Origin of the sequence: Pseudomonas sp. 02C 26, from assembly GCF_002843585.1 — a bacterium.
Lineage (GTDB): Bacteria > Pseudomonadota > Gammaproteobacteria > Pseudomonadales > Pseudomonadaceae > Aquipseudomonas > Aquipseudomonas shirazensis.
The window spans coordinates 598,072-623,352 of the sequence record NZ_CP025262.1 but is presented as its reverse complement, the minus strand read 5'-3'; the positions used below and the strand labels follow the sequence as shown (position 1 = coordinate 623,352).

Genomic DNA, 25,281 nt, shown 5'->3' with positions numbered 1-25,281 from the left:
TTCGCGCATAGGGGGTTGCGAACCTGAGTGCGAACCACCGGTGCGAACTGGCCCAGCACCGAAATGAGTAGCGACAGCGCGTAGCCGATCATGGTGCTGAGCAACCAATTGCCGCATATCAGCACACCTCATTTTTTGTAGGCACGGGTGTTGAATGGACACAACCCAATGGATCTCCTTATTCGAACGAGCTTTTTGCGGGATGAGCAAAAGACTTGAGCAAGTGCTGCAATTGAGCAGTTGTCGCGAGCACTGGATTCAGGCCGAAGTAAGCCTTCACGCCTGGTTTGAAGACGGCATCGAAATCTGGACTGACCATCCGATAGGCGACAGGCGTAAAGCGGATCTGTATGCAGTGGATGACAGCGGCATAGCCAACATGGTCGCTGAAATAAAGTGCCTGGGAGATGTGTCACAAACGAAGTGCCTTGAAGGCCCGTGGTCAGTACAGGCCGATGTGAAGCGGCTGAACTCCTTCGAGTGTCCTACAAAGCTGTTCGTTCTTGTGATAGCCAAGGGTGAAAGGGAGACAAATACCGGGCGGAGGCTTCGCACTGACCAGTGGGTGGACGGACACGAATGCGTCAACGTGGATTTGGGGTTTGCCCTGGTTCGGATGTGGGGTCTGTGATTTTTCGGTGAAGTAGCGCCCGCAGCGTTACTAGGGGTGGCCTTCCAAGGTCGCCGGCACCCGCCAGGCAGTGTCCGTTAGCGAAGCCAGAGGGAGCACCACCTTGATGCGCCCCTTGCCCTCACGGCCCATGGGCTGGTGAACCTGCGTGCGTACCAGCAGCGCGTACCTGGCTGCGTACCTCGGCAGGGTCACGCATTCCGACTACGTGACGATCGTGCGTGAACCGCTGCGCGAATTACGCCCGGCACTGCCTGCTGGAGCTACCCATTTCATGGATACCAGAGTGGATACCTGCCTATTCCGCTGCATGCAAGGGACCTAACCTGACGCTAACGAGGGCTCCCCAGACAGTCTCACATACTCCAAACGTTCTCTTCCCGCCTACTGTTCATATTCGGCATTCAAATGCACCCAAATGTCATGTAGTTCGTCTTCATAGGTATCACCAAACGCAGCGCGCGATGACGCAAGGCTAGCAATCTCCTCAAGGCGCTCTAGTCCTTGTCCCGCGGCTTGGCAGCCTCGCATTTGGGGTCTGACAAGGGCGTAACGGTGCGCGCCATAGGTACGTTTTCTCGTCGAACCGGTGTATGCCTAGACTGATACGGGTGATTCGAGCCTTTGGCAACCTTTACACTTGAAAAGTGACACCCAAAGTGCAACAGCTGTAGGAAGACACCCTAACTGATACAGGTTGCACCATGTTCATCCGCGCTTACCTCCGAGCCTCTACCGACGAGCAAGATGCCAGCCGAGCCCGGACCTCCTTGGAGAAGTTCGCCAGCGATCACAACAAGACCATCGCCTGTGACTACTTGGAGAACGCCAGCGGTGCCGCCGCAGATAGGCCGGAGCTGCTGCGCCTGCTTAAGGACGCCCGCAAGGGTGACGTGCTGCTTGTCGAATCCATAGACCGCCTTTCCCGCCTCCCAGCCGATGAGTGGGCCAAGCTCAAGGCTGCGATCGACGCCAAGGGCCTGCGCATCGTCGCGCTCGACCTGCCGACCAGTCACCAGGGTATGCTCGACACGAAGGGCGACGAGTTTACTCACCGGATGCTGGCCGCAATCAACTCAATGCTGGTGGACATGATGGCTGCGATCGCACGGAAGGATTACGAGCAGTGCCGGGAGCGCCAGGCCCAGGGTATCCAGAAGGCCAAGGCCGCCGGCAAGTACCAAGGGCGACCGGTGGACGCGGATCTGCACAGGAGGGTGAAGGAATTGCTGAACGCAGGGCTCGGCATCCGCGCGACAGCGCGACACGCTGATTGCTCAACAACTACTGTCCTTAGAATCAGAGACACCGCGCTTTAATTTGGAGGTAGGCTCGCCCCGATCTGCTGCTCCATCTCTTGAGCCTGGCGTAAGGCCGCATCACTGAAGCTTTTGCCCGTGAGGAGAGTATCAATGGCCTTGAACAACAGAGTGTCAAATTTGTAGCTGAGCCACTGATATCTCGAATGTGTCAGGAGGTTAAACTCATTCATGAGCTCAGGACCAAAGGCAGAGGCAATAAGCCTTTTGATATTGTCATCTTGATGCCAGGCAAGCTTTTCAGGGTTCTCAGCTCCTTGCTTTATCAGGTAAATCGAGCGACCTAGGACAGAGCGGTAGGTGACATAGAGCGCCCAGGTGTACTCCCCCAAGTGCGGCCGAAAAAGCTGCACCTCCTCGAAGCCAGCTTGGAAATAATCGTACTCACTGATACCCGCAAGCTTGTTGGAGTACTTTCGCATCTGGGGGTTGGTGTAAAAGCCTTGCATCTCCTTATCCGTGAAGATGTCGGTTATCGTGACTTCGCCAGGAAACGCGGCGCGCGACCTAATCACACCTAGCCATAGCGCATCTACAGCTTCGATTTTCTTAGCAATGGTCGCTTTTTGGACCTCGGAGAACGAGGCGGACGCGATCCTAAGTTTTTCTGCCTGACGGTCTAGCTCTGACTTGAGCGATGTGAGCTGAGCATCGCCTTGGGCTTTCAAGTCCGCCCTAAGCTTTTCAAGTCGATCATCATATTCGTGCCTGATGCTAGCCTTCAGCCTTTCGCCGATCCAGCTTCTAGCCAGCCATGCAAGCGCAGCGAGTAGAGCGGCACTCACCCCGGCGGAGCTGATGATGGTCAGAGCCAAGCTCTTTAGCGTATCCATACCTTTCCTTGATGTCAGTGCCACGGTTACGAAAAAGCCCCGGCAGGCACTTACCTGAACGGGGCTTTTAAATGCCTGTATCGATCATCTAGGACTCGTCATGCAGCCTGGGAAATTGACGACGATATCTAAAATCGCTAGAGACCTTGATTTACACGGTGTCCCGGGGTTGAGAAAGGTTGGTTAAGCTGAGAGAAAACTCTCTCCATTTGCTGTCACCCTGCTGTCATGCTCGAGAAATTGGAGAGCTTGATTTAGCCTAACCACTTGATTTTACTGGTGCCGGGGACAGGAATCGAACCTGCGACCTTCGCGTTACGAGTGCGCTGCTCTACCGACTGAGCTACACCGGCGTTTTGCGAACGTATCATTACCTGCGATGCTTAGGCAAACCGCCCCTGCCAGCAATCGCCCAACCGCAAATCACTGCGTTTGGCCGCGCCGTTCAGGTCGAACGACCGGAGCCAATATCACCCCGCCTTGCACCCGCTGGGGCCAAGTCCTTTTCAATATCGGTAACACACTCACTTCTCCTCACTGCGTTCCCGTGCCCGTGGCGATGCCGGCTTCGACGCTGCCCTCTTCGCTTTGGCTGCCGCAGGGCTTTTCCCTCGTTTTGGTCCGGCCACCACGTTGGAGCCGGCCAGCGGAGTGCCGATGACTGCTGCAACGGGCGTATCTTTGGCAGTCATCACCATACCCATCCGCACGCCAAACAGACGCAACACGGATTCCAACGTGCTGAGTTTGGAATTCGACTTCCCGCTCTCCAGTTCGTACAGGCTTTTTGTGGACATCCGGCACATGGCTGCGAAGGTCTCTTGGTCAAGCCCGGTGACTTCGAGCCTCAGACGGTGGATCGATGCCCCGCCGCGTTGCGCTGGACACCACATTGCCGATTACGCAGTTGCGGCGAGTTAGCATCATACAAATGCAATCGGCATGATACGGGCCAGCGCACCATCTCCATCCGCCAAATCAGCAACAGCCGCCAACGTCACCCCGCCTTACACCCCGAAGGCGCCAGATCTTCTTCAATACTGGTACTACAAGCCCACCCCGCCGCCGACCGGCTCAGGGTAATCACCTTGCCCACCACATTCCCCGGCGCTTCCACCAGCGTGCAGGCAATACTCCCTACCCCACTGGCCGCAACGCCACTGGCAGCAATTGCACAATGCGCAGTAGTCGCCTGTCCACCGAGCGCAGTCACATCGGGCACGTCCTTGCCTTCGTTCAGGCGCAAGTCCATCGCGGTTTTCAGCGCGGATATCTCCAGCAACCCAGCCGCGGCTTTGGTACGGGCCTGGTGATTGGTGTACATCGGTACGGCGATGGTGGCGAGGATGCCGATGATTGCGACGACGATCATCAGTTCGATCAGGGTGATGCCTTGTTGGGCTTTCATGAACGCGTTTCCTTGTTGATTCGGCTGAGCCTTCATCCACTGTGGACGTCAGCCTTTCAGGCGCGCAGTAGGCCTCAACAGACACCTTTTGTCACCCCTGCTCGGCTGGACGTCATGTTCGCTGAACTACTCTAGTGAGCATCTTCACAACCCGCCCATGGATGGGCGCGGCAAGCTGTTACCGGGCTTGTCGCATCAGCCGCAAGGAGCTGTGCATGAGTACCACATCGCGTATTTACACCTGGGAGGGCACCGACCGCAGCGGTGCGCGGGTCAGCGGCCAGTGCGAGGGGCGTAGCCCGGCGTGGGTGCGGGCTGGGCTGGTGCGGCAGGGCATCAGCATTGCGCGGCTGCGTCCGGTTGGTGGCTGGCAGCTGAGTTGGCCGCAGCGGCGGGGTAAGCCGGATGCGGCGGGCTTCAGTCGGCAGTTGGCGACGCTGCTGAAGGCGGGGGTGCCGTTGTTGCAGGCGTTTGAGGTGATGGGGCGCAGTGGTGGCGACGAGGGCCTGGGGCGGTTGCTGGTGAAATTGCAGCAGGATGTGGCAGCGGGGTTAGGATTGGCGGATGCGTTGCAGCGCCAGCCGCTTTGGTTTGATCGGCTGTACTGCAACTTGGTGCGGGTGGGTGAGCAGTCGGGCAAGCTGGATGGGCAGCTGGAGGAGCTGGCGAACATGCTTGAGCAGCGTCAGGCGCTGCAGCGGCGGGTGCGCAAGGCGATGATCTATCCGCTGCTGCTGTTACTGACGGGGCTGGGGGTTTCGGCGCTGCTGCTGCTGGAGGTGGTGCCGCGCTTTCAGGGGTTGTTTGCCGGTTTTGACAAGAGCTTGCCGGCGTTCACCCAGTGGGTGCTGGACTTGTCCACAGGGCTGGCGCGGCATGCGCCTTGGCTGGGGGCATTGATGGTGTTATCCACAGTGGCGCTGCGCTGGCTGTATCGGCACAACGCTGTGGCGCGCTTGTGGATATCTTTGCGGGTGCTTGAGGTGCCGGTGCTGGGGCGGTTGCTGGCACAGGCGGCACTGGCGCGTTTTGCCCGCAGTTTGGGCACAGCGTACACAGCGGGGGTGCCATTGCTGGATGCGTTGGCGACAGTGGCCTCGGTCAGTGGTGGCGTGGTGCATGAGCAGGCGATCTTGCGTTTGCGTCAGGGCATGGCCAATGGGCTGGGGTTGCATCAGGCGATGAGTGCGGATCGGTTGTTTCCGCCGTTGTTGGTGCAGCTTGCGGCCATCGGCGAATCCAGTGGCACGCTGGACCAGATGCTGGGCAAGGCCGCCAGTCATTATGAAGAGCAGGTGAGCCAGGCGCTGGATCAGTTGACCGGCCTGCTCGAGCCGGCCATCGTGCTGATCCTCGGGGTACTGGTCGGTGGTTTGGTGGTGGCGATGTATCTACCGATTTTCCAGTTGGGTAGTTTGGTCTGAATATGAATCTGTGGACGCTTTTGACCGCACAGCCGGTTTATTTCACCTGTTTGGCGACACTGCTGGGCTTGCTGGTGGGCAGCTTCATCAATGTGTTGGTGCACCGTTTGCCGATCATGCTGGAACGGCAGTGGCAGCGTGAAGCGCAGGAGGTGCTGGAGTTGCCGGTCGCCGAACATGGGCGGTTTGATCTGGCGCTGCCGGCTTCGCATTGCCCGCACTGTGGGCATCGGATCCGGGCTTGGGAGAATATTCCTGTGCTCAGTTACCTGCTGCTGCGTGGACAATGCGCGGGCTGCAAGGGCGCGATCAGCAGGCGTTACCCGCTGGTGGAGCTGGCCTGCGCCGGGCTGTCGCTGGTGGTGGCATGGCACTACGGGCCTGGGCTGCAGGCGCTGTCTGCGCTGTTACTGACCTGGTGCCTGCTGGCATTGAGCTTGATCGACAGCCAGCATCAGTTGCTGCCCGATGTGCTGGTGCTGCCGATGCTGTGGATCGGTTTGATGCTCAATGCCACGGGTATGTTCGTGCCGTTGCCGGACGCGCTGTGGGGCGCGGTGATGGGCTACCTGAGCCTGTGGACGGTGTTCTGGTTATTCAAGCTTGTGACCGGCAAGGACGGCATGGGCTATGGCGACTTCAAGCTGCTGGCGTTGTTCGGCGCCTGGGGTGGCTGGCAGGTGCTGCCGTTGACGCTGCTGTTGTCATCGCTGGTGGGGGCGTTGATCGGCCTGTGTTTGCTGCGTTGGCGTAACGCTTCGCTGTGCACGGCGATGCCGTTTGGTCCGTATCTGGCAATTGCGGGGTGGATTGCTGTGCTCTGGGGTGATGAAATGTACGCCTCTTACCTGCAACTGCTTGGAATCTGATGACCACTGCGGCGTTTTCCCCTTGGATCCTGGGCCTGACCGGCGGCATCGGCAGTGGCAAGAGCGCTGCGGCCGAGCGTTTTGTCGAGCTGGGTGTGCACCTGGTCGACGCTGATCAGGCTGCGCGCTGGGTGGTCGAGCCTGGGCGGCCAGCGTTGGCCAGCATCGTCGAGCGCTTTGGCGCGGGCGTGCTGCAAGGCGATGGCCAGCTCGATCGAGCGGCACTGCGCCAGCTGATTTTTGCCGACCCTGAACAGCGGCGCTGGCTTGAAGCGTTGCTGCACCCGTTGATCGGGCAGGAGATCTTCAGCTACCTGGCCAAGGCCGAGTCGCCCTATGCGGTGTATGTTTCGCCGCTGTTGATCGAGTCGGGGCAGTATCGCAAGACCCAGCGCGTGCTGGTGATCGATGTGCCGCAGGCGCTACAAGTGCAGCGTACATTGCAGCGCGACGGCACCAGCCCTGAGCAGGTGCAGGCGATTCTGGCGGCTCAGGCGACCCGCGAGGAACGTTTGCGGCATGCCGACGATGTGCTGGTGAATGATCGCGATGTGCCTTGGCTGCACGAGCAGATCGACCAGTTGCACCACTTTTACCTGACTTTACGAGGAGGCCAGCCATGAGCCAGCCGTTGTCCGTTGATTGCCCAACCTGTGGCGCACCTGTGGAATGGACCGAGGCCAGCGTCAACCGGCCGTTTTGCTCCGACCGCTGTAAATTGATCGACCTTGGCGCCTGGGCGGCTGAGGAACACAAGATTGCCGGCGCGCCGGAATCGGAAGATGAGTTGTATTCGGCTGATCTGGAGCCGCGTCACTGAGTCCATGCCTGGGTGATGGGCCTCAGCGCTCGTCATCCTTCCACGGCGCCTGCAGGTAGCGGGTGCGGTTGAAGGTCTCCAGCCATTCCGGGCAGAACACCACCAGTGCACTTATGACCATGCCGTTGATAAAGGCTTCGGGAAACATCATCAGCCACAGGTAACCGACAAAGTCCGTCAGCCACTCGGGCATGGCGAACAGGCCATCGACCCAGAGCAGGCCCAGCGCAGCCGTCAGGCACAGCAGGGCTGACAGCGCGGCGGCTAAAAAGCCTGAAAATATATAGATGAACAGGTTACGCGGCTGCGCCCGCTCGACCAGGATTGCGCAGGTTTCGGTAACCAGCACCGGCAGGCCGACGATCAGCAGGCCGTTGATGCCGAGCGCGGCCCAATCCTGCCGGCCGAGCGACAACAGCCCGAGTTGAGCGATGAAGCCGGCGATGATCGCCAACGGCCAGTCGAGCAGCAGGGTTACGGCAGTCATGCCGATGAAGTGGTAGGAGACGCCGGTGTCGAAGTCGCGACGAACCAGCCATAACGCAAACAAGGCGAATATCGCGCCGAACAGCAGGTGTTGGCGGCGACGATCGCTGCACAGTTCGATCCAGCTGCTGCGCGATATGGCCCAGAGCAGCAGTGGCAGGTAGGCCAGCCAGCCGAGGGTGAGGCTGGTGGTGGACAGGACCTGTGCGCTGATCACGTTTGATGTCTCCTGTGTTGACTATCCATTCTTCCAAACCTGGCGCGCTCGGCGTAGGAGCGGCCTTGTGTCGCGAAAGGGCTGCGCAGCGGCCCCACATTTTCAGCTTCGCCGCTGATATCGCCAGGCCAGCTTCGCTGGCCTTTCGCGACACAAGGCCGCTCCTACGGGACCGCCTTGACCTGGAGGTGGGCTGATTTACATCGGTAAACAACATCTTACCTTCACAGATTAGCGGCTAAGCTTGAGCCATGGATGACTCAGATTACCTGCGCCTGCTTACTATCCAGGCCGAACAGGCCAATGCCTTTCTGTCCAATGCCCGCAAATGGGAACGCGAGCGTTGGGTCTGCCAGCGCCTGCTGCAGGGGCTGAATATTCCCTACCGCAACGAAGACTTCACCCCCGCCGGGCAGGAGCCGCCGGACGTGCTGTTTCGCGACGCGGCATTCGAGGTATTTTTCGTGCTAGATGAGGGTCGGCGGCTGAATGACGAGTGGCGCGAAGAGCTGCAACGGCGGCGCAGTGCTTTCTCGCTGAGCCAGTTGGTACGCCGCGAAGCCCGGCCCAGACGCATCAGCGCGCAGGAATTGCTGCTGCGCCTGGCACCAACCTTGCGCAAGAAAGCCCACAATTACCGCGAGCGCGGCCTGGAGCTGAACGAGCTGGATATCATCGCTTTTGCCAGCCTCAAGCGTGAAGTGCTCGACCTGAACAGCCATTTCCCGCCGCCGACCGAATACCTGCGCCAGGGCTGGCGGTCGTTGTCGCTGGTCGGACCAACCTTTGCCCGGGTGCTGTTCGCCCACCCGGACGCGCCGGATTTTCTGCGCGGCAACCTGGGACGCAGTATCGTTTTCGATGTCGGGATCAGTCTTTGATCCAGTGCCGAGAGTCTTTGCAGCGGCGTACACTCGGCGGCATACACAGAAAGTATTATCATTCGTTGCTGCCTGGTGCACGAACCCTGTAGCGTTCGTGCAGTCTCAAGCGTCTATCTGACGAGGCCCACCATGACCAGCCGCCTGAATCCTGAAGATCAGCGTCGCGTCGATGAGTATCTCAAAGCCCCTCAGCACCAAGTCGAGCGCAGGCCTTTTCGGCCGTGGCTGCTCCTGGCGCTGGTGGTCGCAGTGACCATCGGTCTGGGCCTCTTGAGTCGTTTGTTGAGTGGACTGGTGCTATGAGCTGCGTTGCGCTCGCCCTCCCCTCGGCCACGACGCCGGCCCTCAGGGCCAAGCATTCGTTTAACCTTATGAGATATCTCCATGACACATCGCATCGTGATTGTCGGCGGCGGCGCCGGCGGCCTGGAACTGGCGACCCGCCTGGGTAAAAGCCTGGGCAAGAGCAAAAGGGCCGAAATCACCCTGGTCGACGCCAACCTGACCCACATCTGGAAACCGCTGCTGCACGAAGTGGCGGCCGGCTCGCTGAACTCTTCGGAAGACGAGCTCAACTACGTCGCCCAGGCCAAATGGAACCACTTCAACTTCCAGCTCGGCCGCATGAGTGGCCTGGAGCGTGAGAGCAAGCAGATCCAGCTGGCGGCCACCCTCGATGAAGACGGCCGCGAGCTGCTGCCAGCGCGCACCCTGGGCTACGACACCCTGGTAATTGCAGTTGGTAGCAATACCAATGATTTCGGTACCTTGGGCGCGGCGCAGCACTGCTTGTTCCTCGACAGCCGCAAGCAGGCCGAGCGCTTCCATCAGCAGCTGCTCAATCACTACCTGCGCGCCCATGCCGGTAATGCAGCGGGCGAAAAAATCAGCGTGGCCATTGTCGGTGCCGGCGCCACGGGCGTCGAGCTGGCCGCTGAGCTGCACAACGCCGCGCATGAGCTGGCCGCCTACGGCCTGGACAAGATTCAGCCGCAAGACATGCACATCACACTGATCGAAGCCGGCCCGCGGGTGTTGCCGGCATTGCCTGAGCGCATCAGCGTGCCAGTGCACAAGACCCTGGAGAAACTCGGGGTAACGGTGCTGACCAACGCCTCGGTCAGTGAAGTGACCGAAGATGGCCTGAAAACCGCCTCCGGCGAAGTCATCCAGGCCAGCCTCAAAGTGTGGGCGGCAGGTATTCGCGCGCCGGGCTTCCTCAAGGATATCGACGGCCTGGAAAGCAACCGGATCAACCAGCTGGTGGTGCGCCCTACCCTGCAGACCACACTGGATGACGATATCTTCGCCTTTGGCGACTGCGCTGCATGCCCACAACCGGGCAGCGACCGCAATGTGCCGCCTCGCGCGCAGGCTGCGCACCAGCAGGCCTCGATGCTGGCCAAGAGCCTGAAAGCCCGCCTCGACAACAAGCCGCTGCCAACCTATGCCTACAAGGATTACGGCTCGCTGGTCTCGCTGTCGCGCTTCTCGGCAGTGGGCAATCTGATGGGTAACCTGACCGGCAGCGTGATGCTGGAAGGCTGGCTGGCGCGGATGTTCTATGTGTCGCTGTACCGCATGCACCAGATGGCGCTGTATGGCGCATTCCGCACGGCGATGCTGATGATTGGCAGCAAGATCGGCCGCGGCACCGAACCGCGACTCAAGCTGCACTGATGTAAAAACTGCCGGGCCGCAGCCTTGCGGCCCCGGTGGCTACGCCTCGCTAACCGCCTCTCCTGCCGCTTGCTGACTCCGCCATATAACGGCTCGGCACCTCGCCCAACACCCGCTTGAAAACAGTCGCAAAGGCGCTTGAGCTGCTGTAGCCAAGCGCTATTGCCACCTGCGTGACTGGCTCGCCGTTGCCCAACCTGATCACCGCCGCGTGCAGGCAAGCCTGTTGCCGCCATTCGATGAAGCTGATGCCGGTCTGCGCCCTGAACAGGCGAGTGAACGTGCGCCGGCTCATGGCCGTGCGCTGGGCCATGGCGTCAATGCCGACCTCCAGTGAAGGTTGCTCGAGAAACTCGCGGCAGGCCTGCGCCAGCCGCGGCTCATGCGGCAGTGGCGCATTCAGCGACAGCGCTGGCATGGCCGCTATCTCATGCAACAACAGGCCCATCAGGTGGCCATCACGCCCCTCTGCGGCATACAGCGCCGGGACCTCAATCGCCTTGTTCAGCAACTGCCGTAGCAGTGCAGACACACCGTACACCTGGCACTCCTCCGGCAAGCCCAAAGCCAGTGCAGCAGGCTCGCGGATATAGGTGTTGAGCATGGTGACCGGGCCACGCATGTGCATGGCATGACCCAGCCGCGCCGGCACCCAGATAGCCCGCTGGGGCGGCACCACCCAATTACCCCTGTCGGTAAACACGGTGATGACGCCACATGAGGCATAGGCAAACTGCCCGCGTTGATGGCTGTGCGCGGCAAATACCTGGCCGTCGGCGTAATCACGCACCGTCACCACCGCATCACGCGGGACGTTCTGGTAAGGATCAAGACCGAAAGATTCTTTCATGGCCTGATTTTAATGATAGTTGGCCTCAAGCTGAAAGCAGGCCAGCGCCATTTCTCGCATATTTCCCGCTCTCGCGCCTGTGCGCTCGTTGTTCTGGGAAAAGTCTGACAATGCAGAAAAAGCACCTGTGCCTGGCCGTCATGGTCACGGCCATCTGGGGGTTGAACTTCCCCATCACCAAGCTCGGCCTGGCCGAGATCGATCCGCTGCTGCTGACCGCGCTGCGCTTCAGCCTTGCCGCCCTGCCTTGGGTATTCGTGGTCAAGCGGCCGCAGGTAAGGTTTCGCTGGCTGGCCGGCTACGGCTTGATCTTCGGCGTGGCCATGTGGGCGCTTATCAACCAGGGCATCGCTTTGGGCGTACCACCTGGCAGTGCCTCGCTGCTGATTCAGCTAAGTGCATTTTTCACCTTGGGCTGGGGCGTATTGTGGTTTGGCGAAAGCCTGAATCGGCCACAACTGATCGGCATATGCCTGGCGGCTCTTGGCCTGTTCGGCGTGCTGGTGGATGGCTCAGGCACTGTCAGCACTGTCGGTTTAGCGCTGGTAATCGCCAGCGCCCTGGCCTGGAGCATCGGCAATGTACTGATCAAAAAGTCGAAGGTGCAGGAAATCTTTGCTTTTGTGGTCTGGGCCAGCCTGTTCCCGCCAATCCCGCTATTACTGCTGACCTGGCTTGCACACGGCTCAGCACCATTCACCGCGCTGCCGGCCCAATTGCACGGGTTTACCTTGTTTTCGCTGGCGTTTCAGGTATACGGCGCGACGCTGTTTTGCTACTGGGGCTGGAACCTGCTGCTGCGCGAATACCCTGTATCACAGGTAGCACCGCTGTCGCTGCTGATCCCGCTGTTCGGCATCGTCAGTTCGATGCTGATACTGGGGCAATGGCCAAGTACATTGGGGTTGGCGTCGATGCTGCTGATCTTGCTGGCGCTCGCCGTCGGAGCACGCCCTGGAAAGGCTGTGCCGGCAGGTCGGCAACGTGGCGGGGGCAGGCGGGAAAACCTGCAGAGATAAAATCCAGACAAAGAAAAAGGGCACCTCAGTCGAGGTGCCCTTCTCTTACATGGTGGGTCGTGTAGGATTCGAACCTACGACCAATTGGTTAAAAGCCAACTGCTCTACCAACTGAGCTAACGACCCGGAATATGGTCGGGGTGAGGGGATTCGAACTCCTGACATCCTGCTCCCAAAGCAGGCGCGCTACCGGACTGCGCTACACCCCGAAAGTGAAACTGTACAAAAGCAAACACTAGACGAAGAAAAAGGGCACCTCAGTCGAGGTACCCTTATCTTACTGGTGGGTCGTGTAGGATTCGAACCTACGACCAATTGGTTAAAAGCCAACTGCTCTACCAACTGAGCTAACGACCCGGAAAATGGTCGGGGTGAGGGGATTCGAACTCCTGACATCCTGCTCCCAAAGCAGGCGCGCTACCGGACTGCGCTACACCCCGAAATGGCTCCGCGACCTGGACTCGAACCAGGGACCCAATGATTAACAGTCATTTGCTCTACCGACTGAGCTATCGCGGAACTAAACTTCGATCTCCCGATCTCGAAGGCTGTTTAAGCTTCGATCCCTTCAACACTCTGCATTTCTGCGTTTGCGTCTCTGAGGCCGGCTATTCTACATCCTTCGTTTTGCTTGTCAACCCCCAATTTGCATTCAACTTACTGATTTGCAAACTGTTTTCAGATCGTCGTTACCGCTGGCGATCTGCTTAGTGGCTGACAGCGGGGCGTATATTAGGAGCACTCGATTTTAGATGCAAGCATAAATTTCAATAATTTTACGGGCTTGCCGCGAGCCCCCGTAAATTGGGGGTTTTGCCGGGATTATCAGTAGCTTACGAGCGCCCTACGAGCCAACTGGAGGGCAGAAAACGCTGCTGAATCTCGCTTCGGGATGGGCAGAATAATCGTCGTGGCAGGCGTTTTTCTCAGGGTCAAAGCCGTTTTTGGGTAAAAAAACCCAGAAAATTTTCAAAAAAAAGCCCCGCACGTGCGGGGCTCAAGATTATTTTTTATTCGAAGACTATTTCTTCGCCTTCGACCTTGGCGGTAATCGTCGTCCCCGGCATGAACTGCCCTGCCAGGATCAACTGCGCCAGCGGGTTTTCGATCCAGCGCTGGATCGCGCGCTTCAGTGGACGTGCGCCATACACCGGGTCGTAGCCAATCGCGATCAGCTTGTCGATCGCCTCCGGGCTCAGTTCCAGCGACAGCTCGCGCTCGGCCAGACGGCTGCGCAGGCGGCCCAGCTGGATCTCGGTGATACCGGCGATCTGCTCACGGCCCAGCGGCTCGAACACCACCACCTCGTCGATCCGGTTGATGAACTCCGGCCGGAAGTGGTTACCCACCGCGTCCATTACCGCCGCACGCTGCGCCTCACGGTCGCCGACCAACTCCTGGATCTGTGCCGAGCCGAGGTTGGAGGTCATCACGATGACCGTGTTGCGGAAGTCCACCGTACGGCCATGGCTGTCGGTCAGGCGACCGTCTTCAAGCACTTGCAGCAGCACGTTGAATACATCCGGGTGGGCCTTCTCGACCTCGTCCAGCAGCAATACGGTGTACGGCTTGCGGCGCACGGCTTCGGTCAGGTACCCGCCCTCTTCGTAACCTACATAGCCTGGTGGAGCACCGATCAGGCGAGCCACGGAATGTTTCTCCATGAACTCGGACATATCGATACGCACCATGGCCTCTTCGGTGTCGAACAGGAACTCGGCCAAGGCTTTGCACAGTTCGGTTTTACCTACCCCGGTCGGGCCAAGGAACATGAACGAACCACTTGGCCGGTTCGGGTCAGACAGCCCGGCCCGCGAACGGCGCACGGCGTTGGCCACGGCGGTCACGGCCTCGTGCTGGCCAATCACGCGCTGGTGCAGCAGCGCTTCCATTTTCAGCAACTTGTCACGCTCGCCTTCGAGCATTTTCGACACCGGGATGCCGGTCCACTTCGAGACCACTTCGGCGATCTCTTCCTCGGTGACCTTGTTGCGCAGCAGCTGGTTCTCGCTCTTGCCGTGCTGGTCGACCATCTGCAGGCTGCGCTCCAGGTCCGGGATCACCCCGTACTGCAGCTCGGCCATGCGGCTCAGGTCGCCTTTGCGGCGCGCAGCTTCAAGCTCCTGACGGGCTTGCTCGATTTTTTGCTGGATCTGCGCCGAGCCCTGTACTTCGGCTTTTTCCGACTGCCAGATCTCTTCCAGGTCGGAGTACTCGCGCTCCAGCCGCTGGATTTCTTCGTGAAGTTTCTCGAGGCGTTTTTTCGCCGCCTCGTCTTCTTCTTTTTTCAGCGCCTGGGATTCGACCTTGAGCTGAATCAGACGACGGTCGAGACGGTCGAGCACTTCAGGCTTGGAGTCGATCTCCATACGGATGCGGCTGGCCGCTTCGTCGATCAGGTCGATGGCCTTGTCCGGCAGCTGGCGATCGGTGATGTAGCGGTGGCTGAGCTTGGCCGCGGCAATGATCGCACCGTCGGTGATGGCCACCTTGTGGTGCACTTCATAGCGCTCTTTCAGGCCGCGCAGGATGGCGATGGTGTCTTCCTCGCTTGGCTCCTCGACCAGCACCTTCTGGAAGCGTCGCTCGAGCGCCGCGTCCTTCTCGATGAACTGGCGGTACTCGTTGAGCGTAGTGGCGCCAACACAGTGCAGCTCGCCACGGGCCAGTGCCGGTTTAAGCATGTTACCGGCGTCCATGGCGCCCTCGCCTTTACCGGCGCCAACCATGGTGTGCAGCTCGTCGATGAACAGAATGATCTGCCCTTCCTGCTTGGACAGCTCGTTGAGCAGGCCTTTGAGGCGCTCTTCGAATTCGCCGCGGTACTTGGCGCCAGCGATCAGCGCACCCATATCCAGGGCGAGCAGGCGCTTGCCTTTAAGGCCGTCCGGCACTTCGCCATTGATGATGCGCTGGGCCAGGCCTTCGGCGATGGCGGTTTTACCCACGCCAGGCTCGCCGATCAGCACCGGGTTGTTCTTGGTCCGGCGTTGCAATACCTGCACGGTGCGGCGGATTTCGTCGTCACGGCCGATCACCGGGTCAAGCTTGCCTTCTTCGGCACGCTTGGTCAGGTCGACGGTGTACTTGTCCAAGGCCTGACGCGACTCTTCGACGTTGGCGTCGTTGACGGCCGCACCGCCACGCAGGTTATTGATGGCGTTTTCCAGGGCCTTCTTGCTCACGCCCTGGCCGAGCAGCAGCTTGCCGACCTTGCTGTTCTCGTCCATGGCCGCCAGCAGCACCAGTTCGCTGGAGATGAACTGGTCACCCTTCTGCTGGGCCAGACGGTCGGCCTGGTTGAGCATGCGCGCCAGGTCCTGCGACATGTTGACGTCGCCGGTCGGGTTCTGGATTTTCGGCAGCTGGTCGAGCTCTTTGCTCAACGCCTTGCGCAGGCTGTTGACGTCAAAGCCGACCTGCATCAACAGCGGCTTGATCGAACCACCTTGCTGGTCGATCAGTGCTTGCAGCAGGTGCAGCGGCTCGATGGCCGGGTGGTCCATGCCCACCGCCAGGGATTGCGAGTCAGATAACGCTAATTGCAGTTTGCTGGTTAATCGGTCTATTCGCATGGGGATACCTTCCTAAATAAGGGCAGGCCGGAGCGATGGACACACCTGATGAAGAAAACCTGCCAGAGATGACTAATAGATAAGGCTTATTCTGGGAGTTTCAAGCTTAGCGGGGTTGATCGAGATCAGTTACGGGAATGTCCTACAAGAACGATGACTGCATGAGGAGCTGGCAATGCTGGGGCGCTTTGCGCCCCTTTCGCGACACCAGGCCGCTCCTACAGGTAGAACGCGGTCCCCTGTAGGGGCGGCCTTGTGTCGCGAAAGGGCTGCAACGCAGCCCCGGCGCTCTCAAATCAGACGCAGAGCGGATCGAGCCAAACCAGCGAAGCGAAGCGCCCACCCTGCGGGGTGCGCCGATAGGAATAGAAGCGTGGGTCGCTGACCGTGCACAGGCCACCACCGTAAACAGCTGTGACGCCGCGCGCCGCGAGGCGGATGCGTGCCAGCTGGTAGATGTCGGCCAGCAGTTTGCCCGGACGCTCACCCGGCACGAATGCCTCGGCGGCTTGCGGGTGCTCGGCAGTGAAGGCGTCACGGACTTCTTCGCCTACTTCGAATGCGCTCGGGCCAATGGCCGGGCCGAGCCAGACCAGCACCTGATCGGCCGGCACTGCCAGGCGCTCAAGGGTAGCCTCGAGCACGCCGCCCGCCAGCCCGCGCCAGCCGGCATGGGCTGCGGCAACGCGGGTACCGGCGCGATCGCAGAACAACACTGGCAGGCAGTCGGCGGTCATCACCGTACAGGCAATGTGCGCCTGGTCGGTCCAGCTCGCATCGGCTTCCATCACCTGCGCCGGGTCAGCGTCAGCCACCACCACGCCGTGGACTTGCTTGAGCCAGGCGGGATGAATGTCGAATTGCTCACTGAGGCGTCGGCGGTTTTCGCTGACGGCAGCCGGGTCGTCGCCGACATGATCGCCGAGGTTGAAGCTGTCGTACGGCGGCAGGCTGATGCCACCCGCACGGGTGGTGACGCAGGCGCGCACCGTGGCCGGGGCTGGCCAATCAGGGCGCAGCAACTGCGTCAGACCGTTCATCCGATAAAGCTGTCGCGGTCTTCCTGGAGCAGCTCCAGCAAGCCGACGAAGTCTTCCGGCAGGGCCGACTTCCATTGCATCCGCTCACCCGTGAGCGGGTGATCGAGGGCGAGGAAGCGTGCGTGCAGGGCCTGACGCGGGAAGGTCTTCAGCGCAGTGACCATTTCCGGCTCGGCCGCAGGCGGGATGCGGAAGCGACCGCCGTAGGTCTGATCACCAATCAGCGGATAGCCGACGTGGGCCATGTGCACGCGGATCTGGTGCGTACGGCCGGTCTCCAGCTTGACCCGCACATGGGTGTGCGAACGGAAGCGGGTGAGCACGCGGTAGTGACTGACGGCAGGCTTGCCGGTCTCGGTCACCGCCATGCGCTGACGCGAGCCACCGTGGCGGCCGATCGGGGCGTTGATGGTGGCACCGGAGGTGACCACGCCAATCACGATGCACTCGTAGATGCGGCTGACACTGCGGCTCTGCATCTGCTCGACCAGCTTGGTCTGCGCCTGCAGGGTCTTGGCCACCACCATCAGGCCGGTAGTGTCTTTGTCCAGGCGGTGGACAATGCCCGCACGCGGCACGTTGACGATGTCTGGCACGTGGTGCAGCAAGGCATTGAGCAGGGTGCCATCGGCATGCCCGGCAGCCGGGTGGACAACCAGCCCGGCAGGCTTGTTGATCACCAGGATCTGCTCGTCTTCGTAGACGATGTTCAACGGGATGTCCTGGGCGATCCACTCGCCCTGGGCTTCCTGCTCGGCCTCAAGGACCAGCTTGGCACCGCCATAGACCGGATCGCGTGGACGCACGACTTGACCGTCGACCGTCAGACGGCCGTCCTTGATCCAGGTGGTCAGGCGCGAACGCGAGTACTCGCCGAACAGTTGGGCGGCGATCTGGTCGAGGCGCTGGCCGCCCATTTCGGACGGGACCTCTTCGCTAAGTTGGATGATCTCGGACATGCTCGATTCGGCTGGCGCACAGCCTTTGGTTTCAACTGCGCGCTTGTGGTTAAATACGGCTTCTTTTGCCCTGGGGTCAACCCGGGGGCGCTCATCATAACAGGACGGCACCGCCCAAGACAGCGGCCGTCAAAGGACGCAAGCCGCCATGCAAGTGAAACACCTGCTGCTGATCGCCCTCCTCGGGCTTACCGCTGCCTGTTCCTCGAACAAGGAAGTGATTGACGAGAACCTCAGCGAAGCCGAGTTGTACCAGCAGGCGCAGGCCGACCTGGACAACAAGAGCTACACCAGTGCCGTCAACAAGCTCAAGGCCCTGGAATCGCGCTACCCGTTCGGCCGTTACGCCGACCAGGCCCAGCTCGAGCTGATCTACGCCAACTACAAGAACACCGAGCCAGAGGCTGCCAAGTCGGCTGCCGAGCGCTTCATCCGGCTGCACCCGCAGCACCCGAACGTCGACTACGCCTACTACCTCAAGGGCCTGACTTCGTTCGACCAGGACCGTGGCCTGCTGGCGCGCTTCCTGCCGCTGGACATGACCAAGCGTGACCCGGGCGCTGCCCGCGACTCCTATAACGAGTTCGCCCAGCTGACCAGCCGCTTCCCCAACAGCCGCTACGCGCCTGACGCCAAGCAGCGCATGATCTACCTGCGCAACCTGCTGGCCGCCTACGAAATCCACGTTGCTGACTACTACATGAGCCGCCAGGCCTATGTCGCTGCGGCCAACCGTGGCCGTTACGTGGTCGAGAACTTCCAGGAAACCCCATCGGTCGGTGACGGCCTGGCGGTGATGGTCGAGGCTTACCAGCATCTGCACCTGGACGAGCTGGCCAATACCAGCCTGGAAACCCTCAAGCTCAACTACCCAGATCACCCAAGCCTGGTCGACGGCAGCTTCGAGCCCAAGCAAGCTGATGGTGATCAGCGTTCGTGGCTGTCCAAGGCGACCCTGGGCCTGATCGAGACCGACACGCCGCTGCCGCCAGGTGAGACCCGCGCCAATCAGGACGTGGTTCGCCAGTTCAAGGATGCCCGTTCGGAGATTCCGCAAGACTTGCTGCCTAAAGATGAAGACGGTGATCCGATTCTGCCGGCCGGTCCGAAAGAAGCCGAAGAGAGCCGTTCGTGGTTCAGCTACGCGACCTTCGGTCTGTTTGATTGATTTGATACAGGCTGCCCTTGTAGGAGCGGCCTTGTGTCGCGAAAGGGCTGCGCAGCGGCCCCACGATCTACGCAGCGCCGCAGAATTGCTGGGCCCGCTGCGCAGGCCTTTCGCGACACAAGGCCGCTCCTACACACAGCAAGCACTATGTCGGAAAAACAAAAAAGAAAGGGAAGCCCAAGGCCTCCCTTTTTTATTGCCCGCGTCCTAGACTGTCGGCTCTTCTTCTCGACCAAGCTGGACACCATGGTTCGCCTACTTTTCTGGATCGCCCTGATCGCCGCCGCGTTCTGGCTGTGGCGCAAATTCAAGCTCAGCCAGCAGGCGCGCCCCGCGCAGCGCCTGGATGACCCGCTGACCATGGTGCGCTGCGCGCACTGCGGCGTGCACCTGCCCAATGACCGGGCGCTGCACCGTGGCAATCAGTGGTACTGCAGCCCAGCCCATCTGGAGCAAGGCCCGAAAGACTGATCAACGGTCTGCTCCGGCGAAGCCGCTGTAACCCGGTTACAGCGGCTTTTTCATGCCCGCCCGCTGAACACACATACCCGTAGCCGACCCATCCGCTCCATTTACGACCCCCTCCCCGCCTCAACTCTTGACCCACCGGCGGCAAATTCGCTAAATCCTATTTATCCGCATAAATATGAAAAATAGCCCGCATGCTCAAACCCAAGCGCAAACGTCAGAAGCTGTCGGACATGATCGTCGAGTCGGTCAAGCGCTCGATCGTCACCGAGGCGCTGCACCCCGGTGACCGTCTGCCAACCGAGCGCGAGCTGATGGAGCACTTCGAATGTTCCAAGGGCACCGCCCGCGAGGCGCTCAAGGCGCTCGAGGTCGAGGGCCTGGTCAGCACCCGCACCGGCCCGAGCGGCGGCGCCTACCTCAATGAAGTCGGCACCGAACCGGCCAGCCGTGCGCTGCGCAACTACCTGCATTTTCAGCACCTGGATGGCGAGCAGGTGTACCAACTGCGCAAAGTCATCGAGGTCGAGCTGGCGGTTTCAGTGATGGGCCGCCTCAGCGAGGCCGACTACGCCGCGCTGCAAGCCAACATCGATTTCTGCAGCACCCCGGAAGACAGCGAAGAAGGCCAGCGCGAGCAGCGTTTGGCCGAGCTTGAGTTTCATACCCTGCTGGCCGGTCGCTGCGCCAACCCGCTGCTGAGCTTCATGGCGGTGTTTCTCAACGACCTGCTGCGCGACCTGGTGGTGCTGAAAAAAGCCTACCTGCCCAAGCGCCAGCAGTTCGCCGCGGCCAACATCGACTACCACAAGCAGCTGCTCGACGCCCTGCGCGCCAACGATGAAGCCGCCGTGCGCCGCTTGATGCACGAGCACATGTGCGACGCCGAACACCACATGACTGCGCTGGAAGGCGAAGTCGCCCGCAATTTCCTCCTGGAGTTCAGCCACAACCACTGATTCGCCTGGACAGAGGCCTGCACACAGGCCCGGCCGTACCCGCTTTGTCATTGCCACTCCTGCCTAATAACCACAAACAAGGAGTTACTCATGCAAAGACGTACCCTGCTCAAAGCAGGCCTTGCCCTCGGCGCCCTCGGCAGCCTCCCGTTGGGAGCGTCGCGGGTGTTCGCCGAGCAACCGTTGACCTTCTATGGCCTCAAGTCGATGTCCGGGCCGTTTGCCAGTTACGGTAAATATGCCGACATGGGCTCGCGCCTGGCGATTGCCGAACACCCGCAGCTGCTCGGCCAGCCGCTCAAGTACAAGGTCATCGATACCGAGGGCAACGCCGGCAAGGCGGTACGCAAGGTCCAGGAAGCCATCGGCCAGGACGGAGCGCGGTTCTTTCAAGGCTGCACGCTGTCGTCCTCGGCGCTGGCGGTGTCGAAGGAAATCAACAAGGCCGGCGGCGTGTTCATGACCCCGGTCGGCGCCGACGAGATCACCGGCAAGGACTGCAACAGTTCTACCTTTCGCTGGTCGGTGCCGACCTACGGCGCCATTCGCGAAACCCTGGTGCCGCTGATCAAGCTGCTGCCCGAGGCCAAGCGCTGGTACACCATCACCCCGCAGTACGTGTTTGGCGATGCCCTGCTGGACAACGCACGCAAGGTCTTCAGCGAACACGGCATCGAGCACATCGGCAATAGCTACCACTCACTGCAGGAGCAGGAGTTCTCCGGCTACCTGACCAACGCCATTGCCGCCAAGCCGGACGTACTGGTGCTGCTCAACTTCGGCAGCCAGTCATCCAATGCCCTGCGCCAGGCGGTCAACTTCGGCATCAAGGATCGGATGAAAGTGCTGCTGGTGTGGTCGGCCGGGCTCGATCAATTCCAGGAGCTGGGCAGCGATGTACTGGAAGGCGTGTACCTCGGCGCGCAGTATTGGCATCAGGTTGACACCCCGCTCAACCGCGAGCTGGTCGCGGCCACGCGCAAGGCCTACGGCATCAACCCCAATTACCCGCTGGCGGCCGACTACATCGGCACTCGGGTCATGCTCGAAGCCATCATCAAGGCCAACAGCCTCGACGGCGCCGCAGTGTCCAAAGCCCTGCAGGGCATGAGTTTCCAGGGCCCGACCGGCGACGAGCTGATCCGCCCGGGTGACCATCAGGTGCTCAAGGACTACTACCTGCTGCGCGGCAAACCTCAAGCACAGATGCGAGATGACGATGATCTGGCCGAAGTGCTGCACGCCGGCCGTTCGTTCATCGAGGTCTCTCAAACCGGTTGCGCCCTGGCCTGACGCCACGCCTTCCCACTCGACAAAATTGCAGGCGCGCGGCGCGCTGCAGAGGGCACGTTCATGCTCGATTTGTACCTGTTCCAGCTGCTCAACGGCCTTGGCCTGGGGATGATCTACTTCCTCATTGCCGTGGGCCTGACAATCATTTTCGGCTTGCTCAACTTCGTCAACTTCGCCCACGGTGCGTTTTTTCTGCTGGGTGCCTACCTGTGCTACACCGCCGTGGCGCTGACCGGCAACTTCTGGCTGGCGCTGCTGATCGCGCCGCTGGCGGTAGCCGCGCTGGCCTGGGTGGTTGAGCGGGTGCTGATCAAGCGCATCTACCACTTGCCGCACACCTTCCAGATTCTCGTCACCCTTGGTATCGCGCTGATCATCCAGGAAGCCTCGGTGCTGATCTGGGGCCCGGTCGGCAAGCATATCGCGGTGCCGCCGGAGCTGCGCGGGGTGCTGATCATCGGCGACTTCATCTACCCCTATTACCGCCTGTTCCTGATCGGCTTCGCCGCCTTGATCGGCCTTGGCCTGTGGCTGCTGCTGGAGCGCACCCGCTTCGGCGCCCTGGTGCGAGCCGGCAGTGAAAGCACCGAGACGGTGTCGCTGCTGGGCACCAACATCTTCCGCCTGTTCTCGCTGACCTTTGCCCTTGGCGTGGGCCTGGCGGGCGTGGCCGGGGTGCTGTTTGCGCCACTGCGCGGGGCTCAGCCGTTCGTGGGCCCGGAGATTCTCGGCATCGCCTTCGTCGTGGTGGTGATCGGCGGCATGGGCTCGTTTGGCGGTGCGCTGGTTGGCGGCCTGCTGGTCGGGGTGGTGCAAAGCATGATGAGCAGCCTCTGGCCGCAAGGCGCCAGCCTGATGATCTACGGCGCGATGGCGGCGGTGATCCTGGTTCGTCCCTACGGCCTGTTCGGGAGAGCATGAACATGACTGAGAAAAATCCACTGGCCGTGGCCAAAGGGCATGGCCCGGCGCTGCTGCTGTTGCTGCTCGTGACCCTGATCGGCTTGCCGCTGATCCTGCCGTCGACCACCCTCGCCACCGAGATCCTGATCTTTGGCCTGGCCGCGCTGGCCTGCAACCTGCTGCTGGGCTACACCGGCCTGCTCTCGTTCGGCCAGGGCATCTTCTTTGGTGCCGGTGCCTACGGCGCGGCGCTGCTGATGATTCACCTGCAATGGGGCATGCTCGGCGCTCTGGTTGGCGCGGCGCTGTTCGGCGCGCTGCTGGCCTTGCTGGTCGGTGCGCTGGCGATTCGGCGCAAGGGCATCTACTTCGTCATGCTGACCCTGGCCTTCAGCCAGATGGCGTACTTTCTGGCCTACACCCTGAGCGGCTGGACCGGCGGCGACAACGGCCTGCTCGACGTGCCACGGCCGAACATCACGGTTGCCGGGCATGTGTTGCTCGACCTTGCCGACCCGCGCCACTTCTACGCGTTTGTCGCGGTGCTGTTCCTGCTGATCTTTGCCGGCGCCCTGCGGGTGATCCGCTCACCGTTCGGCAGCACCCTGCTGGCAATCCGCGAAAACGAAACCCGCGCTGCGGCCATCGGCTATGACATTCGCCACTTCAAGATCCTGGTGTTCATGTTGTCTGGCGCCATCACCGGTATCGCCGGGGCGTTGTACGCGATGCTGCTGCACTTTGCCCCGCTGTCGAACATCGACCTGATGATGAGTGAAAACATCCTGATCATGACCATCGTCGGCGGCACCGGCTCGCTGTTCGGCTCGTTGCTCGGCGCCGGCGCGATCGTGCTGCTCGGGGACGTGCTGTCGGAGCTGTGGCCGCGCTGGCTGATGCTGCTGGGGGTGATCCTGATTCTGGTGGTGGTGTTCATGCGCGGTGGGCTGTGGGGTGGCCTGGCTGATCTGGCCAAGCGCCTGCGCCCTTCGCCTGCCGTCGATGGCAAAACCAAGGAGCAGCTGTAATGAGCGAATTCCTCCTCGAAACACACAACCTGCAACTGGCCTACGGGCCGTTCCATGCCGTCGATGGCGTCGACCTGAAAGTCCGTGCCGGCACCATCCACACCGTGATCGGGCCCAACGGCGCCGGCAAGACCAGCCTGTTCCACTGCCTCACCGGTGAGCGCCAGGCCACCGCCGGCAAGATCCTCCTCAACGGCCAGGACATCGTCCGCAAACCGTCTCACGGCCGCGTCGCTCTGGGCATGGCGCGCTCGTTCCAGCTCACCAGCCTGTTCCAGAACCTAAGCGTGCGCGAGAACCTGCGCCTGGCCGCGCAGGGCCGCGATGGCCTTGGCGCGCTCAACTTCTGGCGCAGCGTCGAGCACAAGCGCAGCCATTGGGACACCGCTGACCAGGTGCTCGAACGGCTCAAGCTCAACGGCCGCGCCGAGACCCTCGCTGGCGAGCTGTCGCACGGCCAGCAGCGGGTGCTGGAAGTCGGCATGTCGATCTGCGCCAAGCCCACCTTGCTGATGCTCGACGAGCCCACCTCGGGCATGGGCATCGATGACATCCCGGTGATGACCGACCTGATCTGCGACCTGGGCCGCGACCACACCGTGCTGCTGATCGAACACAACATGAGCATCGTCATGTCGATCAGCCAACGCATTACCGTCATGAGCCACGGCCAGATCCTGGTCGAAGGCACCCCGGATCAGGTGCGCAACGACGAACGCGTGCGTACCGCCTACCTTGGAGAGGCCGCCTGATGCTCAGCGTCGAATCGATCCATTCCTACTACGACAAGAGCCATGTGCTCGAGGGCGTTTCACTCAAGGTCGAGGCCGGCGAGCTGGTGACTCTGCTCGGGCGTAACGGCGCCGGCAAAACCACCACCCTGCGCAGCATTCTCGGCATCGTCCGCCCGCGCCAAGGCCAGATTCACTTCAACGGCCAGCCGCTGGTCGGTCGCGAGATCTTTGACATCGCCCGCCAAGGCATCGCGCTGGTGCCGGAGCACCGCGGCATCTTCCGCCAGCTGGACGTCGAAGAGAACCTCAAGATCGCCGCGCGCAAGCACAGCCGCTGGCAGCTGGAGGACGTTTACGCGATGTTCCCGCGGCTCAAGGAACGTCGCCGCAACAGCGGCTTTGCCCTGTCCGGGGGCGAGCAGCAGATGCTGGCGATTGCCCGCGCGCTGCTCAATGGGCCCAAGCTGCTGATCCTCGACGAGCCGACTGAAGGCCTGGCCCCGGTAATCGTCGACGAACTGGTGAAGATCCTGCGGCGGATCAAGGACGAAGGCCTGTCGATCCTGCTGGTCGAGCAGAACCTCAAGGTCTGCGACGCCCTCGCCGACCGTCACTACGTGCTGGAACAAGGCCGCGTGGCCTATCAGGGCAGCGCCGAGCAGTTCCGCGCCGACCCGAGCATCAAGAACCGCTACCTGGCCTTGAGCGCCTGAA

Annotated in this window: 25 protein-coding genes, 6 tRNA genes and 1 pseudogene; 18 read left to right on the top strand and 14 right to left on the bottom strand. The window is 61.1% G+C overall.

The window, feature by feature from the left end; translation table 11 throughout:
- The first annotated feature begins 154 nt into the window (after positions 1-154).
- A complete protein-coding gene (locus CXQ80_RS02805; protein ID WP_101316272.1) occupies positions 155-631 on the top strand; it encodes a hypothetical protein in 477 nt (158 codons plus the stop codon).
- 704 nt (positions 632-1,335) lie between these two features.
- Positions 1,336-1,950: a recombinase family protein gene (locus CXQ80_RS02800; protein WP_101316270.1), complete on the top strand. Its 615-nt coding sequence runs from the start codon at positions 1,336-1,338 to the stop codon at positions 1,948-1,950.
- On the opposite strand, the gene CXQ80_RS02795 is transcribed toward CXQ80_RS02800, so the two are convergent.
- From CXQ80_RS02795 to CXQ80_RS02780, 4 genes and pseudogenes are all read right to left on the bottom strand, one after another.
- Positions 1,947-2,783: a hypothetical protein gene (locus CXQ80_RS02795; RefSeq protein ID WP_101316268.1), complete on the bottom strand. Its 837-nt coding sequence runs from the start codon at positions 2,781-2,783 to the stop codon at positions 1,947-1,949. The genes CXQ80_RS02800 and CXQ80_RS02795 overlap by 4 nt on opposite strands.
- A gap of 277 nt (positions 2,784-3,060) precedes the next feature.
- Positions 3,061-3,136: transfer RNA gene (locus tag CXQ80_RS02790), tRNA-Thr, on the bottom strand.
- Positions 3,137-3,307: 171 nt separating this feature from the next.
- Positions 3,308-3,652, bottom strand: a pseudogene (locus CXQ80_RS02785) (helix-turn-helix domain-containing protein); the annotation flags it as partial.
- A 128-nt stretch (positions 3,653-3,780) separates the two neighbouring features.
- Positions 3,781-4,191 (bottom strand): pilin, encoded by a 411-nt coding sequence (locus CXQ80_RS02780; protein WP_101316264.1) that lies wholly within the window; start codon positions 4,189-4,191, stop codon positions 3,781-3,783.
- 215 nt (positions 4,192-4,406) lie between these two features.
- Here CXQ80_RS02780 and CXQ80_RS02775 point away from each other — a divergent pair, with 215 nt between their 5' ends.
- The 4 genes from CXQ80_RS02775 to yacG are packed head-to-tail and all read left to right on the top strand — an operon-like array spanning position 4,407 to position 7,304.
- Positions 4,407-5,615 carry a type II secretion system F family protein gene (locus CXQ80_RS02775; protein ID WP_101316262.1) on the top strand — a complete coding sequence of 403 codons (1,209 nt, stop codon included), beginning with the start codon at positions 4,407-4,409 and terminating at the stop codon, positions 5,613-5,615.
- Positions 5,616-5,617: 2 nt separating this feature from the next.
- Positions 5,618-6,484 carry an A24 family peptidase gene (locus CXQ80_RS02770; RefSeq protein WP_101316260.1) on the top strand — a complete coding sequence of 289 codons (867 nt, stop codon included), beginning with the start codon at positions 5,618-5,620 and terminating at the stop codon, positions 6,482-6,484.
- Complete coding sequence (gene coaE / locus CXQ80_RS02765) at positions 6,484-7,107, top strand: dephospho-CoA kinase (RefSeq protein ID WP_101316258.1); 624 nt, start codon at positions 6,484-6,486, stop codon at positions 7,105-7,107. Before CXQ80_RS02770 ends, coaE begins: the two co-directional genes overlap by 1 nt.
- Positions 7,104-7,304: a DNA gyrase inhibitor YacG gene (yacG, locus tag CXQ80_RS02760; RefSeq protein ID WP_101316256.1), complete on the top strand. Its 201-nt coding sequence runs from the start codon at positions 7,104-7,106 to the stop codon at positions 7,302-7,304. The genes coaE and yacG overlap by 4 nt, the downstream gene beginning before the upstream one ends.
- A gap of 22 nt (positions 7,305-7,326) precedes the next feature.
- Here the strand turns inward: yacG and CXQ80_RS02755 are convergent, their stop codons facing one another.
- Entirely contained in the window at positions 7,327-8,007 is a 681-nt protein-coding gene (locus tag CXQ80_RS02755; protein ID WP_101316254.1) for an energy-coupling factor ABC transporter permease, read from the bottom strand.
- 251 nt (positions 8,008-8,258) lie between these two features.
- Here CXQ80_RS02755 and CXQ80_RS02750 point away from each other — a divergent pair, with 251 nt between their 5' ends.
- The 3 genes from CXQ80_RS02750 (at position 8,259) to CXQ80_RS02740 (ending at position 10,571) form a co-directional block, all read left to right on the top strand.
- The gene (locus CXQ80_RS02750) at positions 8,259-8,888 is read left to right on the top strand and encodes a DUF1780 domain-containing protein (protein WP_101316252.1); all 630 of its coding nucleotides are present in this window, start codon (positions 8,259-8,261) and stop codon (positions 8,886-8,888) included.
- 132 nt (positions 8,889-9,020) lie between these two features.
- Positions 9,021-9,194 (top strand): DUF3094 family protein, encoded by a 174-nt coding sequence (locus CXQ80_RS02745; protein WP_101316250.1) that lies wholly within the window; start codon positions 9,021-9,023, stop codon positions 9,192-9,194.
- A gap of 81 nt (positions 9,195-9,275) precedes the next feature.
- Positions 9,276-10,571: an NAD(P)/FAD-dependent oxidoreductase gene (locus CXQ80_RS02740; RefSeq protein WP_101316247.1), complete on the top strand. Its 1,296-nt coding sequence runs from the start codon at positions 9,276-9,278 to the stop codon at positions 10,569-10,571.
- 49 nt (positions 10,572-10,620) lie between these two features.
- Here the strand turns inward: CXQ80_RS02740 and CXQ80_RS02735 are convergent, their stop codons facing one another.
- A complete protein-coding gene (locus CXQ80_RS02735; protein ID WP_101316245.1) occupies positions 10,621-11,421 on the bottom strand; it encodes a helix-turn-helix domain-containing protein in 801 nt (266 codons plus the stop codon).
- Positions 11,422-11,531: 110 nt separating this feature from the next.
- On the opposite strand from CXQ80_RS02735, the gene CXQ80_RS02730 reads away from it, so the two are divergent.
- Positions 11,532-12,440 carry an EamA family transporter gene (locus tag CXQ80_RS02730; RefSeq protein ID WP_101316243.1) on the top strand — a complete coding sequence of 303 codons (909 nt, stop codon included), beginning with the start codon at positions 11,532-11,534 and terminating at the stop codon, positions 12,438-12,440.
- Positions 12,441-12,490: 50 nt separating this feature from the next.
- Here CXQ80_RS02730 and CXQ80_RS02725 read toward each other — a convergent pair.
- From CXQ80_RS02725 to rluD, 8 genes are all read right to left on the bottom strand, one after another.
- Positions 12,491-12,566: transfer RNA gene (locus CXQ80_RS02725), tRNA-Lys, on the bottom strand.
- Positions 12,567-12,572: 6 nt separating this feature from the next.
- Positions 12,573-12,649 (bottom strand) — tRNA-Pro (locus tag CXQ80_RS02720).
- A 72-nt stretch (positions 12,650-12,721) separates the two neighbouring features.
- Positions 12,722-12,797: transfer RNA gene (locus CXQ80_RS02715), tRNA-Lys, on the bottom strand.
- 6 nt (positions 12,798-12,803) lie between these two features.
- Positions 12,804-12,880 (bottom strand) — tRNA-Pro (locus tag CXQ80_RS02710).
- 3 nt (positions 12,881-12,883) lie between these two features.
- Positions 12,884-12,959: transfer RNA gene (locus CXQ80_RS02705), tRNA-Asn, on the bottom strand.
- 491 nt (positions 12,960-13,450) lie between these two features.
- A complete protein-coding gene (gene clpB / locus CXQ80_RS02700) occupies positions 13,451-16,015 on the bottom strand; it encodes an ATP-dependent chaperone ClpB (RefSeq protein WP_101316241.1) in 2,565 nt (854 codons plus the stop codon).
- Positions 16,016-16,311: 296 nt separating this feature from the next.
- The gene (gene pgeF, locus CXQ80_RS02695; RefSeq protein WP_101316239.1) at positions 16,312-17,055 is read right to left on the bottom strand and encodes a peptidoglycan editing factor PgeF; all 744 of its coding nucleotides are present in this window, start codon (positions 17,053-17,055) and stop codon (positions 16,312-16,314) included.
- Positions 17,052-18,014, bottom strand: coding sequence for a 23S rRNA pseudouridine(1911/1915/1917) synthase RluD (gene rluD, locus CXQ80_RS02690; protein ID WP_101316237.1), 963 nt, complete (start codon positions 18,012-18,014; stop codon positions 17,052-17,054). The genes pgeF and rluD overlap by 4 nt, the downstream gene beginning before the upstream one ends.
- A gap of 148 nt (positions 18,015-18,162) precedes the next feature.
- On the opposite strand from rluD, the gene CXQ80_RS02685 reads away from it, so the two are divergent.
- The 8 genes from CXQ80_RS02685 to CXQ80_RS02650 all read left to right on the top strand — a co-directional run bounded on the left by CXQ80_RS02685 (position 18,163) and on the right by CXQ80_RS02650 (position 25,280).
- Positions 18,163-19,182, top strand: a complete 1,020-nt coding sequence (locus CXQ80_RS02685) for an outer membrane protein assembly factor BamD (protein ID WP_101316235.1) — start codon at positions 18,163-18,165, stop codon at positions 19,180-19,182.
- A gap of 246 nt (positions 19,183-19,428) precedes the next feature.
- The gene (locus tag CXQ80_RS02680; RefSeq protein ID WP_101316233.1) at positions 19,429-19,653 is read left to right on the top strand and encodes a PP0621 family protein; all 225 of its coding nucleotides are present in this window, start codon (positions 19,429-19,431) and stop codon (positions 19,651-19,653) included.
- 191 nt (positions 19,654-19,844) lie between these two features.
- Positions 19,845-20,609, top strand: a complete 765-nt coding sequence (locus CXQ80_RS02675; RefSeq protein ID WP_101316231.1) for a FadR/GntR family transcriptional regulator — start codon at positions 19,845-19,847, stop codon at positions 20,607-20,609.
- 90 nt (positions 20,610-20,699) lie between these two features.
- Entirely contained in the window at positions 20,700-21,902 is a 1,203-nt protein-coding gene (locus CXQ80_RS02670) for an ABC transporter substrate-binding protein (protein ID WP_101316229.1), read from the top strand.
- A 60-nt stretch (positions 21,903-21,962) separates the two neighbouring features.
- Positions 21,963-22,823 (top strand): branched-chain amino acid ABC transporter permease, encoded by an 861-nt coding sequence (locus CXQ80_RS02665; protein ID WP_101316227.1) that lies wholly within the window; start codon positions 21,963-21,965, stop codon positions 22,821-22,823.
- 2 nt (positions 22,824-22,825) lie between these two features.
- On the top strand, positions 22,826-23,833 hold the full coding sequence (locus CXQ80_RS02660) for a branched-chain amino acid ABC transporter permease (protein ID WP_101316225.1): 1,008 nt from the start codon (positions 22,826-22,828) through the stop codon (positions 23,831-23,833).
- On the top strand, positions 23,833-24,585 hold the full coding sequence (locus tag CXQ80_RS02655) for an ABC transporter ATP-binding protein (RefSeq protein WP_101316223.1): 753 nt from the start codon (positions 23,833-23,835) through the stop codon (positions 24,583-24,585). Before CXQ80_RS02660 ends, CXQ80_RS02655 begins: the two co-directional genes overlap by 1 nt.
- Entirely contained in the window at positions 24,585-25,280 is a 696-nt protein-coding gene (locus tag CXQ80_RS02650) for an ABC transporter ATP-binding protein (protein WP_101316221.1), read from the top strand. The genes CXQ80_RS02655 and CXQ80_RS02650 overlap by 1 nt, the downstream gene beginning before the upstream one ends.
- Position 25,281: the final 1 nt, after the last annotated feature.

Bases quoted from the DNA above. Each gene is read 5' to 3' on its own strand.
- CXQ80_RS02805 (WP_101316272.1), top strand. From the start codon at position 155: ATGGACACAACCCAATGGATCTCCTTATTCGAACGAGCTTTTTGCGGG.
- CXQ80_RS02800 (WP_101316270.1), top strand. From the start codon at position 1,336: ATGTTCATCCGCGCTTACCTCCGAGCCTCTACCGACGAGCAAGATGCC.
- CXQ80_RS02795 (WP_101316268.1), bottom strand. From the start codon at position 2,783: ATGGATACGCTAAAGAGCTTGGCTCTGACCATCATCAGCTCCGCCGGG.
- CXQ80_RS02780 (WP_101316264.1), bottom strand. From the start codon at position 4,191: ATGAAAGCCCAACAAGGCATCACCCTGATCGAACTGATGATCGTCGTC.
- CXQ80_RS02775 (WP_101316262.1), top strand. From the start codon at position 4,407: ATGAGTACCACATCGCGTATTTACACCTGGGAGGGCACCGACCGCAGC.
- CXQ80_RS02770 (WP_101316260.1), top strand. From the start codon at position 5,618: ATGAATCTGTGGACGCTTTTGACCGCACAGCCGGTTTATTTCACCTGT.
- coaE (WP_101316258.1), top strand. From the start codon at position 6,484: ATGACCACTGCGGCGTTTTCCCCTTGGATCCTGGGCCTGACCGGCGGC.
- yacG (WP_101316256.1), top strand. From the start codon at position 7,104: ATGAGCCAGCCGTTGTCCGTTGATTGCCCAACCTGTGGCGCACCTGTG.
- CXQ80_RS02750 (WP_101316252.1), top strand. From the start codon at position 8,259: ATGGATGACTCAGATTACCTGCGCCTGCTTACTATCCAGGCCGAACAG.
- CXQ80_RS02745 (WP_101316250.1), top strand. From the start codon at position 9,021: ATGACCAGCCGCCTGAATCCTGAAGATCAGCGTCGCGTCGATGAGTAT.
- CXQ80_RS02740 (WP_101316247.1), top strand. From the start codon at position 9,276: ATGACACATCGCATCGTGATTGTCGGCGGCGGCGCCGGCGGCCTGGAA.
- CXQ80_RS02735 (WP_101316245.1), bottom strand. From the start codon at position 11,421: ATGAAAGAATCTTTCGGTCTTGATCCTTACCAGAACGTCCCGCGTGAT.
- CXQ80_RS02730 (WP_101316243.1), top strand. From the start codon at position 11,532: ATGCAGAAAAAGCACCTGTGCCTGGCCGTCATGGTCACGGCCATCTGG.
- clpB (WP_101316241.1), bottom strand. From the start codon at position 16,015: ATGCGAATAGACCGATTAACCAGCAAACTGCAATTAGCGTTATCTGAC.
- pgeF (WP_101316239.1), bottom strand. From the start codon at position 17,055: ATGAACGGTCTGACGCAGTTGCTGCGCCCTGATTGGCCAGCCCCGGCC.
- rluD (WP_101316237.1), bottom strand. From the start codon at position 18,014: ATGTCCGAGATCATCCAACTTAGCGAAGAGGTCCCGTCCGAAATGGGC.
- CXQ80_RS02685 (WP_101316235.1), top strand. From the start codon at position 18,163: ATGCAAGTGAAACACCTGCTGCTGATCGCCCTCCTCGGGCTTACCGCT.
- CXQ80_RS02680 (WP_101316233.1), top strand. From the start codon at position 19,429: ATGGTTCGCCTACTTTTCTGGATCGCCCTGATCGCCGCCGCGTTCTGG.
- CXQ80_RS02675 (WP_101316231.1), top strand. From the start codon at position 19,845: ATGCTCAAACCCAAGCGCAAACGTCAGAAGCTGTCGGACATGATCGTC.
- CXQ80_RS02670 (WP_101316229.1), top strand. From the start codon at position 20,700: ATGCAAAGACGTACCCTGCTCAAAGCAGGCCTTGCCCTCGGCGCCCTC.
- CXQ80_RS02665 (WP_101316227.1), top strand. From the start codon at position 21,963: ATGCTCGATTTGTACCTGTTCCAGCTGCTCAACGGCCTTGGCCTGGGG.
- CXQ80_RS02660 (WP_101316225.1), top strand. From the start codon at position 22,826: ATGACTGAGAAAAATCCACTGGCCGTGGCCAAAGGGCATGGCCCGGCG.
- CXQ80_RS02655 (WP_101316223.1), top strand. From the start codon at position 23,833: ATGAGCGAATTCCTCCTCGAAACACACAACCTGCAACTGGCCTACGGG.
- CXQ80_RS02650 (WP_101316221.1), top strand. From the start codon at position 24,585: ATGCTCAGCGTCGAATCGATCCATTCCTACTACGACAAGAGCCATGTG.